Origin of the sequence: Streptomyces europaeiscabiei, assembly GCF_001550375.1 — a bacterium.
Lineage (GTDB): Bacteria > Actinomycetota > Actinomycetes > Streptomycetales > Streptomycetaceae > Streptomyces > Streptomyces europaeiscabiei.
Genome location: NZ_LRTR01000330.1, coordinates 1 through 14,581 on the forward strand (window position 1 = coordinate 1; position 14,581 = coordinate 14,581).

14 protein-coding genes and 1 pseudogene are annotated in these 14,581 nt (G+C 70.7%); 10 read left to right on the forward strand and 5 right to left on the reverse strand.

Translation table 11 applies throughout. The features are described from left to right. The coding region (locus tag AWZ10_RS16050; RefSeq protein ID WP_482258103.1) for an RNA polymerase sigma factor at window positions 1-897 on the reverse strand (897 nt) is incomplete at its 3' end. 246 nt (window positions 898-1,143) lie between these two features. Next, window positions 1,144-2,058 (reverse strand): RNA polymerase sigma factor SigF, encoded by a 915-nt coding sequence (locus tag AWZ10_RS16055; protein ID WP_037692975.1) that lies wholly within the window; start codon window positions 2,056-2,058, stop codon window positions 1,144-1,146. A gap of 235 nt (window positions 2,059-2,293) precedes the next feature. Between AWZ10_RS16055 and AWZ10_RS16060 the strand changes: the two genes are divergently transcribed. The 3 genes from AWZ10_RS16060 to AWZ10_RS16070 all read left to right on the forward strand — a co-directional run bounded on the left by AWZ10_RS16060 (window position 2,294) and on the right by AWZ10_RS16070 (window position 4,622). Next, window positions 2,294-2,662: an STAS domain-containing protein gene (locus AWZ10_RS16060; protein ID WP_046708395.1), complete on the forward strand. Its 369-nt coding sequence runs from the start codon at window positions 2,294-2,296 to the stop codon at window positions 2,660-2,662. A gap of 472 nt (window positions 2,663-3,134) precedes the next feature. After that, entirely contained in the window at window positions 3,135-3,650 is a 516-nt protein-coding gene (locus tag AWZ10_RS16065) for an ATP-binding protein (RefSeq protein WP_046708394.1), read from the forward strand. Window positions 3,651-3,887: 237 nt separating this feature from the next. Beyond that, window positions 3,888-4,622 carry an LPXTG cell wall anchor domain-containing protein gene (locus AWZ10_RS16070; protein ID WP_060891396.1) on the forward strand — a complete coding sequence of 245 codons (735 nt, stop codon included), beginning with the start codon at window positions 3,888-3,890 and terminating at the stop codon, window positions 4,620-4,622. Window positions 4,623-4,676: 54 nt separating this feature from the next. On the opposite strand, the gene AWZ10_RS51520 is transcribed toward AWZ10_RS16070, so the two are convergent. Beyond that, window positions 4,677-4,829 (reverse strand): hypothetical protein, encoded by a 153-nt coding sequence (locus tag AWZ10_RS51520; protein ID WP_159058284.1) that lies wholly within the window; start codon window positions 4,827-4,829, stop codon window positions 4,677-4,679. On the opposite strand from AWZ10_RS51520, the gene AWZ10_RS16075 reads away from it, so the two are divergent. Beyond that, window positions 4,795-5,889 carry a hypothetical protein gene (locus AWZ10_RS16075; RefSeq protein WP_060891397.1) on the forward strand — a complete coding sequence of 365 codons (1,095 nt, stop codon included), beginning with the start codon at window positions 4,795-4,797 and terminating at the stop codon, window positions 5,887-5,889. The genes AWZ10_RS51520 and AWZ10_RS16075 overlap by 35 nt on opposite strands. Window positions 5,890-6,006: 117 nt before the next feature. Here the strand turns inward: AWZ10_RS16075 and AWZ10_RS16080 are convergent, their stop codons facing one another. After that, window positions 6,007-7,551, reverse strand: coding sequence for a peptide MFS transporter (locus AWZ10_RS16080; protein ID WP_060891398.1), 1,545 nt, complete (start codon window positions 7,549-7,551; stop codon window positions 6,007-6,009). Window positions 7,552-8,210: 659 nt separating this feature from the next. On the opposite strand from AWZ10_RS16080, the gene AWZ10_RS16085 reads away from it, so the two are divergent. Both AWZ10_RS16085 and AWZ10_RS16090 read left to right on the forward strand, forming a co-directional pair. Continuing rightward, window positions 8,211-8,888 (forward strand): response regulator transcription factor, encoded by a 678-nt coding sequence (locus AWZ10_RS16085; RefSeq protein ID WP_028797028.1) that lies wholly within the window; start codon window positions 8,211-8,213, stop codon window positions 8,886-8,888. 233 nt (window positions 8,889-9,121) lie between these two features. Beyond that, a complete protein-coding gene (locus tag AWZ10_RS16090; protein WP_046708390.1) occupies window positions 9,122-10,390 on the forward strand; it encodes an ATP-binding protein in 1,269 nt (422 codons plus the stop codon). A 166-nt stretch (window positions 10,391-10,556) separates the two neighbouring features. On the opposite strand, the gene AWZ10_RS16095 is transcribed toward AWZ10_RS16090, so the two are convergent. Further along, window positions 10,557-11,099, reverse strand: a complete 543-nt coding sequence (locus AWZ10_RS16095) for a GtrA family protein (protein WP_046708397.1) — start codon at window positions 11,097-11,099, stop codon at window positions 10,557-10,559. Between the two features lie 252 nt (window positions 11,100-11,351). On the opposite strand from AWZ10_RS16095, the gene AWZ10_RS16100 reads away from it, so the two are divergent. The 4 genes and pseudogenes from AWZ10_RS16100 to AWZ10_RS47725 form a co-directional block, all read left to right on the forward strand. Further along, window positions 11,352-12,491 carry a 5-(carboxyamino)imidazole ribonucleotide synthase gene (locus AWZ10_RS16100; RefSeq protein ID WP_060891399.1) on the forward strand — a complete coding sequence of 380 codons (1,140 nt, stop codon included), beginning with the start codon at window positions 11,352-11,354 and terminating at the stop codon, window positions 12,489-12,491. Further along, window positions 12,488-13,012 carry a 5-(carboxyamino)imidazole ribonucleotide mutase gene (purE, locus tag AWZ10_RS16105; protein WP_078935645.1) on the forward strand — a complete coding sequence of 175 codons (525 nt, stop codon included), beginning with the start codon at window positions 12,488-12,490 and terminating at the stop codon, window positions 13,010-13,012. Before AWZ10_RS16100 ends, purE begins: the two co-directional genes overlap by 4 nt. Before the next feature lie 37 nt (window positions 13,013-13,049). After that, entirely contained in the window at window positions 13,050-14,237 is a 1,188-nt protein-coding gene (locus AWZ10_RS16110) for a dipeptidase (protein ID WP_107084650.1), read from the forward strand. A gap of 115 nt (window positions 14,238-14,352) precedes the next feature. Beyond that, a pseudogene (locus AWZ10_RS47725) lies at window positions 14,353-14,581 on the forward strand (membrane dipeptidase); the annotation flags it as partial.

A 14,581-nucleotide genomic window follows, 5' to 3' on the forward strand; every position in this document is an offset into this window, starting at 1 on the left:
GGCTCCGCTCCGCGCACCCGCACCGCCCCGCGCCCCGCGCCCGCCCCGCGTGTATGCCGTACCGCCCCAAGGCAGCAGCCCCTCCGCGAGCGTCTCGCGCGGGTTGTCGCGCAGCGCGCACAACTCCTCGTACGCGCCGGTGCAGTACGCGCAGCACTCCATGTGGCTGTGCAGGTCCGGGCTGTGGCGCGGAGTGTCCGGTCGTACGGACTCCTCGATCAGCCGACGGAAGTCCTGGCAGCGAGGGTCGTCGGAGGCGGCGAGGCGCACTCGGAGACAGGCCTGGCGCAGGGCCTGGAGCGCGGACTCCCGCTTGTACGTCACGTCGTCGGGGGTGAGGCCGAGCAGCACGGCCGTACGGTCGTCCGGTTCCTGCTCCACGACGCCGTACCAGATGAGGCCCTGGGGGCGGGGCGACAGGAACTGGAACGCCGCGAGCAGGGGCGGGACGGGGCCGTTGGGGCCCGCCGAGTCCAGCACGGCGCGCAGCGTGGGGGCGATGCCCGTCGCATGCTCGTCCGTGGTCCAGGTGGCGGCCACCCGGAAGGCCAGCAGGAGCAGTTGGTGGCGCCAGGGGACGCCCGGCTCGGTGCCGCGTGCCGTCTCCCGGGTGGCGACCGTGAACGCCTGCGTCGCCAGCTCCCGAGCCGAGGACTCGCTCGCGGCGCACAGCCGGGCGTAGCCGAGGACCGACGGGTGGTGGCGCTCGCGCAGCTCGCGCAGGGCCGCGTACGCGGTCGGCGTATCGGCGCGCAACAGCGCGGTGAGCCGCGCGTCGGACGCAGTCGCGTGCCGGCGCTCGGACCCGTCGTCGGGGCGTGCGCCCGGAGCGCCGGTGTCCTGGCGCTTCTCATGGCTGTCGTCGTCGCCGGGGCGCTCGTCCCGAGCCCGAGTCATCCTCGTGCCTCCTCGCACCCCCGTGTCCGCCAGTCGGCTTCTGGGATACCGAACAGTCTGGCGCGTGACCATAGTGACGGAAGGTGAACCGGAGGGAAGGGGTTTCTTGCGGTAATGGGGCGAGACAGTGGGCAGGCCGGGAACAGTTCGGCCGGGTACGGGAGGAGTGTCGCAACTCCTGCCGCACCCGGCCGGCCTCTGTCACCGTCGACGGCGCCGTCACCGATGGCTCGGCGCCGGCACACGTCACTCCTCCAGCGTCAGCCCCTTGCGCAGCCGTACCAGCGTGCGGGACAGCAGCCGGGAGACGTGCATCTGGGAGATGCCCAGCTCGTCCCCGATCTCGGACTGCGTCATGTTGGCCACGAACCGCAGGGAAAGGATCTGCCGGTCGCGCGGCGGCAGTCCGGCGATCAGCGGCTTCAGGGACTCGACGTACTCGATGCCTTCGAGCCCGTGGTCCTCGTAACCGATCCTGTCCGCGAGCGCGCCCTCGGAGTCGTCCTCCTCGGGCTGGGCGTCCAGCGACGAGGCGGTGTACGCGTTCGACGCCGCCATGCCCTCGACGACCTCGTCGTTCGTCAGCCCGAGGCGCTCCGCCAGCTCTCCCACCGTCGGAGCACGATCGAGCTTCTGGGCCAGCTCGTCGCCGGCCTTGGCCAGGTCGAGCCGGAGTTCCTGAAGTCTGCGCGGCACCCGCACGGACCAGCTCGTGTCGCGGAAGAAACGCTTGATCTCGCCGACGATGGTCGGCATCGCGAAGGTGGGGAACTCGACGCCCCGGCTCAGTTCGAAGCGGTCGATCGCCTTGATCAGGCCGATCGTGCCGACCTGGATGATGTCCTCCATGGGTTCGCTGCGTGAGCGGAACCGGGAGGCGGCGAACTTCACCAGAGCCAGGTTGAGTTCGACCAGGGTGTTGCGCACGTACGAGTACTCGTACGTGCCTTCCTCGAGGGACTGCAGCCGCTCGAAGAGAGTCTTGGACAACGCCCGTGCGTCCACCGGCCCCACCTCGTCGAACGGGGGGATCTCCGGCAGGTCGGCCAGCCCCTCACCCGGATCGTGGGCGAATTCGTCCTGCGTCTCTTCAGGGGCGGATGCCGACGTCGCCCTCTGGGTATGCGATTCGTCGAGCCGGGGTGACATGATGTCCTCCATCGTTCTCGGCATATGGCCGCCGATGCCCATACGTGCACTGCGGTGTGCGGCGCCTCCAAAGCCGGCCGTGTCGATTGGTGTCACTACTAGCCCTACCCGGTTTCACGACGTCGTCGCAAGTGCGTCCTGTGCCGAAATGTCCCTTTTCTAGGGATTGTTCAGGTGTCGGGGAGTGTGGAGAAGGCGTAGTGTTCGAGGGCGAGTCAGCAGTCACGACGGTCGGGAGAGAGACGGCATGGACCGTGGGACGGTCGGCAGCGCACAGTCGGGCCGACTACAGGTCGAGGTGCGGGAAGAAGGCTCCAGCGCCGTCGTGACCCCGGCGGGTGAGCTCGATCACCACACCGCCGATCTGTTGCGTGAGCCACTCGAGAGCTGCCTGGAAAAGGGATTCACGCGTCTGGTGGTGGACTGTTCACGCCTGGAGTTCTGCGACTCCACCGGGCTGAACGTCCTGCTGGGCGTCCGGCTCAAGGCGGAGTCGGCGGGCGGCGGAGTCCATCTGGCGGGCATGCTCCCGGCGGTGGCGCGGGTCTTCGAGATCACGGGGGCGGACGCGGTGTTCACCGTCCACGACACCCTCGAAGCGGCACTGGGCGACTAGTGCCGCGGCAGGCAACGTTCGCCCTGTCGCGATGCCCGGCCGAGGCCCCTGCCGAGGGGTGCCGTCAGCCGGTCGGCCGGGCCGGTCGGAGCCGTCGGACCGGCCACTCACACCTTCGAGGGCGACCTCGGGTGCCCCATCCGGACCGGCGGATTGTTCGCGTCACAGGTTCTGTGCCGAAAACATGGGTGTTCTGACGGTTCGCTCGGGCAGGAGACATCCTGAGCGTGTCGGCGAACGGGTCGGCGGTGGCCCGGAAACGGCTCGGCGACGGGGCGTGGACGGGTGGCGGGGTGTACGGCGGTGGCCGGGCAGTGGCCCCGGCGGCGGCTCGGCAGTACGACGAAGTGCGGACGGAAGTACGGATGGCGCAACGGATGACAGCAGAAAACGGCACGTACCGCGGGCGTTCGTCCCGCACGCTAGACGAGTCCTGAATCGTGAACTGGTGAATCGGTGAGGTGAAGCGCTGATGAGCACCACCCGGCCTTTCTCGCCGGGCGACCGCGGCCCGGAACCGGGTGCCGGCGGCGCTTCCGGGGTGCCCGGCGGGGATCCGCCCCCGGCCCCCGCCGCGAGTCGTCAGTCCCGTCGGCTCAGTTTCGAGGGCGAGAGCGGGGTGGTGCCGCTCGCCCGTGACTTCACCCGCCAGGCGCTGTACGCGTGGGGGTGGCTGCCGGCCGCGACCGCGGATCAGCGGGCCGCGGCGGAGGACGTGCTGCTGGTGGTCTCCGAGCTGGTCACCAACGCGTGTCTCCACGCGGAGGGCCCGGCCGAGTTGCGGATCGCGTGCGACAACAAGGTGCTGCGGATCGAGGTGTCCGACCGGGGCGCCGGGGCTCCGGCGCCGCGGACGCCGCACCGGGCCGGACGGCCGGGTGGGCACGGGATGTTCATCGTGCAGCGGCTCTGTCTGGACTGGGGGGTCGTACGGGCTCCCGGGGCGGCCGGGAAGACGGTGTGGGCCGAGTTGGGGGCACCTGCCTGAAGCGCCCTGGGGGCGTGGTGTGTCTGCGGCCGTGTCTGCGGCTGAGGGTTCGTCGTGGTCGACCGCGCCCACGCGGTGGAGCCGCAGATGTCGCAGCCGCGCACCCCTCGGGTTCCCGGGGAGCCCGTCGCCGTGAGGCCGCCCCCGGTTCATCGACACTCATCCGACACCTGCGTGTGTCTTCCTTCTCCACGGGCCCCGGCGTAACTTGAGCCGCCGATCTGATGTTCCGTCAGAATGTGGGGTGCCGAGGTGCCGTACCGGACGTACCAGAAACGAACCGCCGCGCTCGCCTCCCTCGCGGCCCTGGCCGGCGCGGCGGTGCTGATGGCCGCCCCGGTGGCCCATGCCGAGGTCGTGGATGTCGAGTACAACTGCAAGACGCCGATCGGGGACAAGTCCGCGGTGTCGCCGATCGACATCAAGGGTGTCGAGAGCGGCGACGGCTACAAGATCACGATGTCGTGGCAGAAGGGCGTGTCGTCCAGCCCTGTCGAGCTGGGCAAGGGCTCGATGACGCCGAGCGCCACGATCGAGCTGGGCGGGGCCGACAACGGGACGCTCACGGTGACCGGGCCGGCGAACCAGGAGGCGCTTCCGGCCAACACACCGATCAAGATCAATGACCTGAGCGGCACGTACACCCCGAGGAAGACCGGCAAGGTCGACTTCACCGCGGGTGTGCTCACCATCAAGGCCCTCGGCACGGTGACGACCTGCACACCGGGGAACGATCCCGGCCCGTCGCTGACTCTCGACGTCACCGCTGCGGGCGAGGGTGCCTCGGGCGGTACGGGGGGCGGTTCCGACACCGGCGGCGCGGGTGGGTCGGGTGGCTCGGGCGGCGAGCTGCCGCAGACCGGGCCCCTCGACTCGGCGGTCGCGCTCGGCACGCTCGGCGGCACGGTGCTGCTCGCGGGCACGGCGGGGGTGCTGTGGGTGACACGCAGGAATCAGGCGGTACGTCGCTGACGGGAGCCGGAACGTGAGCAGAAGGCGGCGGATCCCGGCGTCGTACGCGACCTCCTACTCGACCTCGACCATGCGCGCGTCCTCGACCTCGACCATGCGCGCGTCCTCGACCTCGACCATGCGCGCGTCCTCGACCTCGACCATGCGCGCGTCCTCGACCTTGACCTCGACCATGCGCTCGACCTCGTACTCGGCGAGGGTGCTCACGGCGGTGCTCGCCCTCGTCGTGGTGCTCGTGGCACCCTTCGGCGGCGGGTCCGCGCAGGCCGCGGACAAGCCGACCGTGAAGCTGTCCAAGGCACAGGCGGGGACCGGTGGTTCGGTCACCGTGACCGGTGGGGGCTGGCGGCCGAAGGCGATCCTGATGGTGCTGATCTGCGGTCGGTCCACACCGTCGCGGGGGGTGCCCGGCGGCACCGACTCCTGTGCCAACGCAGACGGACGGGCCATCACCGCCGACGGCAAGGGTGGCTTCCGCCGGGAGTTGCCCGTGGCCGAGCCGCCGGTGCCGTGTCCGTGCGTCGTGCACGTCTCGACCATCACGGGCCCGAAGGCGGCGGCCGACGCGGTGTTCCAGGTCGCCGGGCACTCGGTCGAGCCGTTGCCGCAGGAGGCGACCGGCGGACGGCTCTCGCTCCTGACGGGCGGTCGACTGAAGGGTTCCGGCGGGCTGTTGACCTGGTTCGGGGCGCCGCCCGCCCGTGAACTGGTCTTCACCGTCGGCAACGTCGGCACCTCGCCTGTCAGGAACCCCGTCTTCCGGGTCGGCACCTCCCACGGCGTGTTCGCGCCACGGTGGGAGGAACAGCGGTGGCGCGGCACGATCCAGCCGGGCCGCAAGGCCCGGATCACCCTGCCCGTGGACCTCGCGGCCGGGGCCCACGGCGACTACACCGTCTCGCTCACGTACGGCGGCAAGGTCCTCGCCGAACAACCGTGGACCGTGGGCAGACCCTGGGGCGTCATCCTCTTCTGGCTGATGCTCTGCCTCGTCGTCCCGGCGGCGCTGTTCCGGATCGGGATGGCCGCGGTGGACCGGGTGCGGCCGGGGCGCGAGGCCCCCGAGCGGAGGCGGCGGAGGCCGCGGATGCCCGGACTTCCCGTGTGGGTGCCCAGGCCGAGCCCCTCGACCGCCGCACACGCGCAACCCCGTACGCCGTCGCCCTCGCGCACGACCTCGGCCCTGCCGTGGTTCACACCGGACACCGGTCCGGGGGAGACACGGGCAGCGCGGCTCTCCTCGGCGCGGGAGGACCCATCCACGTGAGGCAGACGACCCATGCACGTGAGGCAGGAGGACGGACACCTCCACGGCGGAGACGGGAAGGGGCCGCCGCACCGTTGAGTGCGGCGGCCCCTTCCCGTGCATCGGCGGGTGCCGGGGTCAGTTGACGTCGCCCGTGAGGGCTCTGACCTTCCTGCGGTACATGTGGATCGCGAAGCCGGCGAGGACGGCGAGGGTGGCCTCGACGGCGACCATGCCGGTGCCGCTGAGGTCGAAGCCGCCGACGGCGGGATTGGAGAGCAGGCCGGTGACGGAGTCGCCCGCGGTGACCGCGAGGAACCACACGCCCATCATCTGGCTGGCGTACTTGGCCGGGGCCATCTTCGTCGTCACCGACAGGCCGACCGGGGAGAGGCACAGCTCACCGACGGTCTGGATGAAGTAGATGCCCACCAGCCACATCGGGCCGGCCAGGGTGCCGTCCGCCGCCATCCCCAGCGGGATCAGGAAGAAGAAGAACGAGACGCCGATGAGCACGAGGGCCATGGCGAACTTCACGGCCGTGCTCGGCTCCCTGCCCTGGCGGTTCAGCCACAGCCAGAGCCAGGCGAACACCGGGGCCAGCGCCATGATGAACAGCGGGTTCAGCGACTGGTACCAGGAGGTCGGGAACGCGAAGCCGAGCAGCGAGCCGGCCACCTTCTCGTCGTTCGAGCCGAAGGCCTGGACCGTGGACGCGCCCTGGTCGTAGATCATCCAGAACACGGCGGCGGCGACGAAGAACCAGATGTAGCCGGTCATCTTCGACTGCTCGGCGGTGCTCAGTTCCTTGTCCCGCTTGATGCGCAGCAGCACACCGGCCGGGACGACCAGACCGATGACGGTCAGCGGGATCATCGCCCAGTTCAGGGTGAAGTGGCCGCTGAGGCCCACGGCGCCGTAGAAGACGGCCGCCACGGCCAGCCAGAGCAGACCCTTGCGCAGCCAGGAGGCACGTTCCTCGGCCGCCAGCGGCTTGGGGACGACGTCGCTCGTCGGGCTCAGGGTCCGGCTGCCGGCGAGGAAGACGGCGAGGCCGATGGCCATGCCGACCGCGGCCAGACCGAAGCCGAGGTGCCAGTTGACCTCCTGGCCGACGGTGCCGATGACCAGCGGGGCGAAGAAGGCACCCGCGTTGATGCCCATGTAGAAGATCGTGAAGCCGCCGTCGCGCCGCGGGTCACCGGGGCCGTCGTACAGATGGCCCACCATCGTGGAGATGTTGGCCTTCAGCAGACCGGAGCCGGCCGCGACCAGGGCCAGGCCCGCGAAGAACGGTGCCTGACCGCCCGGCAGGGCGAGCACCAGGTGCCCGGACATGATCGTGACTGCGGCGATCGCCACCGTCTTGCGGGGGCCCCAGACACGGTCGCCGAGCCAGCCGCCGGGCATCGCGAGCAGATACACCATCGCCGAGTAGACGGCGACGATCGTGGTGGTGGTGGCCAGGTCCATGGCCAGGCCGCCACCCATGCTCCCCTTGCCGGCGTCGGGGCCGCCGGAGAGCAGGTAGACGGTGAGGAGGGCCTTCATGCCGTAGTAGGAGAATCGTTCCCACATCTCGGTCATGAAGAGAGTGGCCAGTCCGCGGGGGTGGCCGAAGAAGGTGCCCTCGGTGCCGGGGGTTCCCCGGCCGGCCGAGTCCTTCGTCAGGCTGGACGCCATGGTCGTTCCTTGCAGGTCGGGACGGCGCACGTGGGGGCGCACGCCCGGTGGAGGGAGGTGGCCGACAGCGGCGGGCCGGTACGTCCACCCACGCCCACGGGAGTCCGCCCCGGGGCACGGGGCGGCGGACGGCGGCCGCCGGGATCCACGCCCCTCCGCGCGCGTCGACGCGTCGATGCGTCCCGCGTGTTCGGGGCCCGGCCACAGGTCGTTCCGCACACAAAAGAGACCTTCAGCGCAGATATGCCGCCAAAGGCCCTCACGTGTTGCTACAGGCGTTCCGTCACCATACGCCAGAAGACTGCGGGAAAAGAAAGGCCTTGAGAGGCGGATCACAGGTAAGAAGGCAACCGTGAGTGGGCATTCGAAGGTCATTCACAGGTTCGCGCGTACGGACGGCAGGGTGCGACCACGCGTCATGCGGTGTGGTCGCGTCATGTTCGTGTCATCTTTGCGGAATCGGCGCGCCATCCGCACCGGACCAGGCCGCCTTCTCCACACGGCGCCCGGCAGCGCCGCTGATCTTCACCACCGGAGGGACGAAACGCCCGCCGCAGTGGATCATGCCCCCGGGAAGTAAGGGAACCGTTGGACAAAGGTGTGAATCATGCTTGCCGATCACCCTCCACCTGCGGTTCTCGGCGGACTACCATCACCCCATGACCCGTGTACTGCTCGCCGAGGACGACGCGTCCATCTCGGAGCCGTTGGCTCGCGCACTGCGCCGGGAAGGGTACGAGGTGGAGGTCCGTGAGGACGGACCCACCGCGCTGGACGCCGGAATGCAGGGTGGCGTCGACCTGGTCGTCCTGGACCTGGGGCTGCCCGGGATGGACGGCCTGGAGGTGGCCCGTCGGCTGCGCGCCGAGGGCCACACCGTGCCGATCCTCATCCTGACCGCGCGCGCCGACGAGGTGGACACCGTCGTCGGCCTCGACGCGGGCGCCGACGACTACGTCACCAAGCCCTTCCGGCTCGCCGAGTTGCTCGCCCGCGTGCGGGCCCTGCTCCGGCGCGGCGCCGCGGAGCCGGCGCAGCCGCCTGCCACCCACGGGGTCCGGATCGACGTCGAGTCGCACCGGGCGTGGATGGGCGACGAGGAGCTGCAGCTCACCGCGAAGGAGTTCGACCTGCTCCGGGTGCTCGTGCGCGACGCGGGGCGGGTCGTCACCCGTGACCAGCTGATGCGCGAGGTCTGGGACACGACGTGGTGGTCGTCGACCAAGACCCTCGACATGCACATCTCCTGGCTCCGGAAGAAGCTCGGCGACGACGCGGCGAATCCCCGGTACATCGCGACGGTGCGAGGGGTCGGGTTCCGGTTCGAGAAGAACTGAAGCCGGTCTCGGTGGGAGCGGGCGCCCGGCGGCTCGGCGGTGCGCGGCGGCTGCGGATGGGTTGTGGCCGGCCGCGCGGTTCCCCGAGCCCCTCGCGGGGGGTCCGCCCTCGCGAGGGCGGCGGCACCCCTGCCCACGCAGGTGAGCGTCCCTGACCCCAGCCCCCACAACAGGCGCCGGGTGCCGCACAATCGAAGGTCCCAGAACAACCCCGCCCCGCTCGGAGGGCAACCGTGCGTCGCCGTCTCATCCAGTCCACACTCGCCGTCGTCCTCGTCGTCATCGCCGTCTTCGGCGTCTCCCTCGTCATCGTCGAGACCCGCACGATCAGCAACAGCGCCCAGGAACGCGTGGAGTCCGAGGCGGTCCAGCTGACGAGCATCGTGGACAGCCGCATCATCGGCGACGAACGGATCACCGCGGAGGTCCTCAGGGACCAGGTCGGGGACGAGCGCTACGCCCGTATCGAGATCCCCGGCCAGACCACGATCGAGATCGGTGACAAGCCCGTCGGCGACGTCATCCGACACGAGGCCAAGGGCGAGAAGGACGAGGTCGTCACGGTCGAGGAGTCCCGCTCGTCGGTCAGCCGCGAGGTCGGCCGTACGCTGCTGATCATCGCGGCGGTCGCGCTGCTCGCCGTCATCGCCGCCGTCCTCCTCGCCGTACGCCAGGCCAACCGCCTCGCCTCCCCCCTCACCGACCTGGCCGAGACCGCCGAACGGCTCGGCTCCGGCGACCCGCGCCCCCGCCACAAGAGGTACGGCGTCCCGGAGCTGGACCGGGTCGCGGACGTGCTGGACTCCTCCGCCGAGCGCATCGGCCGCATGCTGACAGCCGAGCGGCGCCTCGCCGCGGACGCGTCCCACCAGCTGCGTACGCCGCTGACCGCGCTGTCCATGCGCCTGGAGGAGATCACCCTCACCGACGATCTCGCCACGGTGAAGGAGGAGGCACACATCGCGCTCACCCAGGTCGAGCGCCTCACGGACGTCGTGGAGCGGCTCCTCACCAACTCCCGCGACCCCCGCAACGGCTCCGCCGTCTCCTTCGAGCTCGACGAGGTCATCAAGCAGCAGCTGGAGGAGTGGCGGCCTGCCTACCGCGGCGAGGGCCGGGCAGTCGTCAGCTCGGGCAAGCGGCATCTCCAGGCCGTGGGCACGCCGGGCGCGGTCGCGCAGGTGCTGGCCGCGCTGATCGAGAACTCGCTCATGCACGGCGGCGGCACGGTGGCGTTGCGCACACGCGTCACCGGGAACCAGGCGGTGATCGAGGTCACCGACGAGGGGCCCGGCGTCCCCGCCGACCTCGGGGCACGGATCTTCGAGCGGGCGATCAGCGGGCACAACTCGACGGGCATCGGGCTGGCCGTGGCGCGCGACCTCGCGGAGGCCGACGGAGGGCGCCTGGAGATGCTCCAGGCGCAGCCGCCGGTGTTCGGGCTGTTCCTTTCGCGGACGCCGGTGCGGACGCCGTCCGGCGATGACCGGCCTGTTCGGTAGCTCGACGGTTCGGCGGTTCGGCGGTTCGGTACGGGTGGCGTTCGCGGGCGCGCCGTAGCTCCGGGGGGCGCAGGGCGGCGACTGCGGGTGGTTCGTGGTTGCTCGCGCAGTTCCCCGCGCCCCTTCACTCGCGCAGTTCCCCGCGCCCCTTGAGGAGCGCTGCCCCTCAGCGGCGCTTGCCAGTGACCGCGGGCGGGTGGGCGGCTCCGGCTTCGAGGAACGATTCCGCGCTCGCCACCGCCTCGCGGGCCGGGAGAGCCCGGAACACCCAGGTGCGGTACGACCAGAAGCGGAAGAGCGTCGCGATGCCGATGCCGAGGAACTTGAAGATGTTGGACTGCAGGGGGCTGTCCCAGTCGAAGCCGTACGTGGCGGTGTAGAGCACCCCGTTCTCGATCACCAGCCCGACCGCGCTGAACAGCAGGAACAGCGACATCTCCTTCGTGCGGCCGCTCTTGTCACGGTCCCGGTACGTGAAGTAGCGGAAGCCCACATAGTTGAACGCGATAGCGACGACTGTCGCTATGACGCTGGCCCGGACGACCTGCAGGTCGGTGGTGTGCCGCACGAGGTTGAACACGGCGAGGTTCACCAACAGCCCCACACCGCCCACCGCACCGAACTTGGCGACCTCGCGTACGAGCAGGTCGATCCGGCGGCGCAGGGCGCCGCGGGGCTTCGTATCAGGCCCCGAGGTGGTACTTCCCATGGTGTGCGGCCCCCGTCGCTCGGTCCGGTCGGTGTCGTGCCGGTGGTCAGCCGGTTGCTGCTCCGTCCGAAATGAGTTGATCTTCGGTCGAAAACCACTGGTTCAGCCATGCTAACCAGCGCCCCTGAGCAATGCCTGTGCGCAAGCTCACAGCCGCGACACGGGGGAGGTCCAGGGGCGGTCCAGTGGGGAAATGGGCAGGGAAATCGGGCACCGGGGAGTGGCCGATTCCGTGGCCGATACCCTGGGGGCGTGACGTTCCCGGTAGTCGGCATGGTCGGCGGGGGCCAGCTCGCTCGTATGACACACGAGGCGGGCATCCCGCTCGGCATCAGGTTCAAGCTCCTCAGTGACACCCCTCAGGATTCCGCGGCGCAGGTCGTCGGTGATGTCGTCATCGGCGACTACCGCGACCTCGACATGCTGCGTGCGTTCGCGCAGGGCTGCGACGTGATCACCTTCGATCACGAACACGTACCCACCGAGCATCTACGGGCCCTGGAGGCGGACGGCATCCCCGTGCGCCCGGGGCCGGACGCGCTCCAGCACGCCCAGGACAAGGGCGTGATGCGCGCGAGGCTCGACGCGATCGGCGTGCCCTGCCCACGGCACCGCATCGTCGCGGACCCCGACGACGTGGCCGCTTTCGCCGCCGAGGGTGAGGGGTTTCCGGTCATCCTCAAGACGGTCCGCGGCGGCTACGACGGCAAGGGCGTGTGGGTCGTCCGGTCGGCCGAGGACGCCGCCGAGCCCTTCCGCGCCGGAGTCCCGGTCCTCGCGGAGGAGAAGGTCGACTTCGTACGGGAGCTGGCCGCCAACGTCGTACGGTCGCCGCACGGCCAGGCCGTCGCGTACCCGGTCGTGGAGTCGCGGCAGGTGAACGGCGTCTGCGACACCGTCATCGCGCCCGCCCCCGACCTCGACCCCGCCCTCGCCCTCAAGGCCGAGGAGCTGGCCCTCACCATCGCCAAGGAACTGGACGTGACCGGCCACCTGGCCGTCGAGCTCTTCCAGACCCGCGACGGCCGCATCCTCGTCAACGAGCTGGCCATGCGCCCCCACAACTCCGGCCACTGGAGCCAGGACGGCGCGATCACCTCGCAGTTCGCCAACCACGTACGGGCCGTCCTCGACCTGCCGCTGGGCGACCCGCGCCCGCGCGCGAAGTGGACCGTCATGGTCAACGTCCTCGGCGGCGACTACCCCGACATGTACTCGGCGTACCTGCACTGCATGGCCCGCGACCCACAGCTCAAGATCCACATGTACGGCAAGGACGTGAAGCCCGGCCGTAAGGTCGGTCACGTCAACACCTACGGCGACGACCTCGACGACGTGCTGGAGCGCGCCCGTCACGCCGCCGGTTACCTGAGAGGCACGATCACCGAATGAGCCCCGTCGTAGGCATTGTCATGGGGTCGGACTCCGACTGGCCCGTCATGGAGGCCGCCGCGCAGGCACTCGACGAGTTCGAGATCGCGTACGAGGTCGACGTCGTCTCCGCGCACCGGATGCCGCGCGAGATGATCGCGTACGGAGAGGAGGCCGCGGGCCGGGGCCTCAAGGTGATCATCGCGGGCGCGGGCGGCGCCGCCCATCTGCCCGGCATGCTCGCGTCCGTGACCCCGCTGCCGGTGATCGGCGTGCCCGTGCCGCTGAAGTACCTCGACGGGATGGACTCCCTGCTGTCGATCGTGCAGATGCCGGCCGGTGTGCCCGTCGCCACGGTCTCCGTCGCCGGGGCCCGCAACGCCGGTCTGCTGGCCGCGCGCATCCTGGCCACGCAGGACGAGGAACTCCTCGGCCGTATGCGCGAGTTCCAGCAGGAGCTGAACGACCAGGCCACCGAGAAGGGCAAGCGCCTGCGCACCAAGGTCGAGGGAGCCGGCAACGGCTTCGGCTTCGGGAAGTAGACGTAACGCGATGACGGGGATCACGGGGGACATGGACATGGCATCGCTGGAGGCGGCCCGGGAGCTGCTGCGGGAGTTCCCGGTCGCGGACGGGCACAACGACCTGCCCTGGGCGCTGCGCGAGCAGGTCCGCTACGACCTGGACGCGCGGGACATCGCCACCGACCAGAGCGCCTTTCTCCACACCGACCTGGCGCGGCTGCGCGCGGGCGGGGTCGGGGCGCAGTTCTGGTCGGTGTACGTCCCCTCGCATGCCGAGGCACTGCCGGGGGCCGTCCCCGCGACCCTCGAACAGATCGACTGCGTACGGCAGTTGATCGACCGATATCCCGCCGAGCTGCGAGCCGCGCTGACCGCCGCCGACATGGAGGCGGCCCGCGCCGAGGGTCGTGTCGCCTCCCTGATGGGTGCCGAGGGCGGCCACTCCATCGACAACAGCCTCGCCACCCTGCGGGCGCTGTACGCGCTGGGCGTCCGCTACATGACGCTCACCCACAACGACAACATCGCCTGGGCGGACTCCGCGACCGACGCGGCGGCGGTCGGCGGTCTGTCGGCCTTCGGCCGGGCCGTCGTCCGGGAGATGAACCGCGAGGGCATGCTCGTCGACCTCTCGCACGTGGCGGCGACGACGATGCGCGACGCGCTCGACACGTCGACGGCCCCGGTGATCTTCTCCCACTCGTCGTCGCGGGCCGTCTGCGACCACCCCCGCAACATCCCGGACGACGTCCTGGAGCGGCTCCCGGCCAACGGGGGAGTGGCGATGGTGACGTTCGTGCCGAAGTTCGTGCTCCAGGCCGCCGTGGACTGGACGGCCGCCGCCGACGAGAACATGCGGGCCCACGGCCTGCACCACCTCGACACCACCCCCGAGGGGATGGCGGTCCACCGCGCCTTCGAGGAGCGGACCCCCCGGCCGGTCGCCACGGTGTCCACGGTCGCGGACCATCTCGACCACATGCGCGAGGTCGCCGGTGTCGACCACCTCGGCATCGGCGGCGACTACGACGGCACGGCCTTCACCCCCGACGGCCTGGGCGACGTCTCCTGCTACCCGAACCTGATCGCCGAGCTTCTCGACCGCGGCTGGTCCCGGCCCGACCTCGCCAAGCTGACCTGGCGGAACGCGGTCCGGGTGCTGGGCGCGGCGGAGGACGTGGCCCGGGACCTCCAGGCCCGTACGGGCCCGTCGAACGCGACGCTCGTGCAGCTGGACGGGTGACACCGGGCGCGTGCGGGCGCCCGGGGCCTCACCCGGGTGGAGTACGGCGGCCCCGCCGCCGCCGTACAACCCGAACGCCCCACCCACCAGGAAGGCGCGTGGCCGCCGTGGCACGGTGACGAGTACTGCGATCACCCAACGGCTACGGAGGTTTGCCATGGCAGATCTGCAGGACGAACTGCAAGCCGCAGGGGAGGCCGGCGAGCTAGACACGCCCCCCACCACCGGTACGAAGCCCAAGCCGAAACGCGGCCACCGGCCACCGGTGGCGGAGCCGATAGCCCCCGGCGGCGGCAGCCGACCCGACGGCGTCGGAGCGGACGACGCCCGCCCCGACGACGCCC

What these genes read in the sequence shown, in the direction of transcription:
- AWZ10_RS16055 (WP_037692975.1), bottom strand. Translation starts at nt 2,058, where the DNA reads ATGGAGGACATCATGTCACCCCGGCTCGACGAATCGCATACCCAGAGG.
- AWZ10_RS16060 (WP_046708395.1), top strand. Translation starts at nt 2,294, where the DNA reads ATGGACCGTGGGACGGTCGGCAGCGCACAGTCGGGCCGACTACAGGTC.
- AWZ10_RS16065 (WP_046708394.1), top strand. Translation starts at nt 3,135, where the DNA reads ATGAGCACCACCCGGCCTTTCTCGCCGGGCGACCGCGGCCCGGAACCG.
- AWZ10_RS16070 (WP_060891396.1), top strand. Translation starts at nt 3,888, where the DNA reads ATGTGGGGTGCCGAGGTGCCGTACCGGACGTACCAGAAACGAACCGCC.
- AWZ10_RS16075 (WP_060891397.1), top strand. Translation starts at nt 4,795, where the DNA reads ATGCGCTCGACCTCGTACTCGGCGAGGGTGCTCACGGCGGTGCTCGCC.
- AWZ10_RS16080 (WP_060891398.1), bottom strand. Translation starts at nt 7,551, where the DNA reads ATGGCGTCCAGCCTGACGAAGGACTCGGCCGGCCGGGGAACCCCCGGC.
- AWZ10_RS16085 (WP_028797028.1), top strand. Translation starts at nt 8,211, where the DNA reads ATGACCCGTGTACTGCTCGCCGAGGACGACGCGTCCATCTCGGAGCCG.
- AWZ10_RS16095 (WP_046708397.1), bottom strand. Translation starts at nt 11,099, where the DNA reads ATGGGAAGTACCACCTCGGGGCCTGATACGAAGCCCCGCGGCGCCCTG.
- purE (WP_078935645.1), top strand. Translation starts at nt 12,488, where the DNA reads ATGAGCCCCGTCGTAGGCATTGTCATGGGGTCGGACTCCGACTGGCCC.
- AWZ10_RS16110 (WP_107084650.1), top strand. Translation starts at nt 13,050, where the DNA reads ATGGCATCGCTGGAGGCGGCCCGGGAGCTGCTGCGGGAGTTCCCGGTC.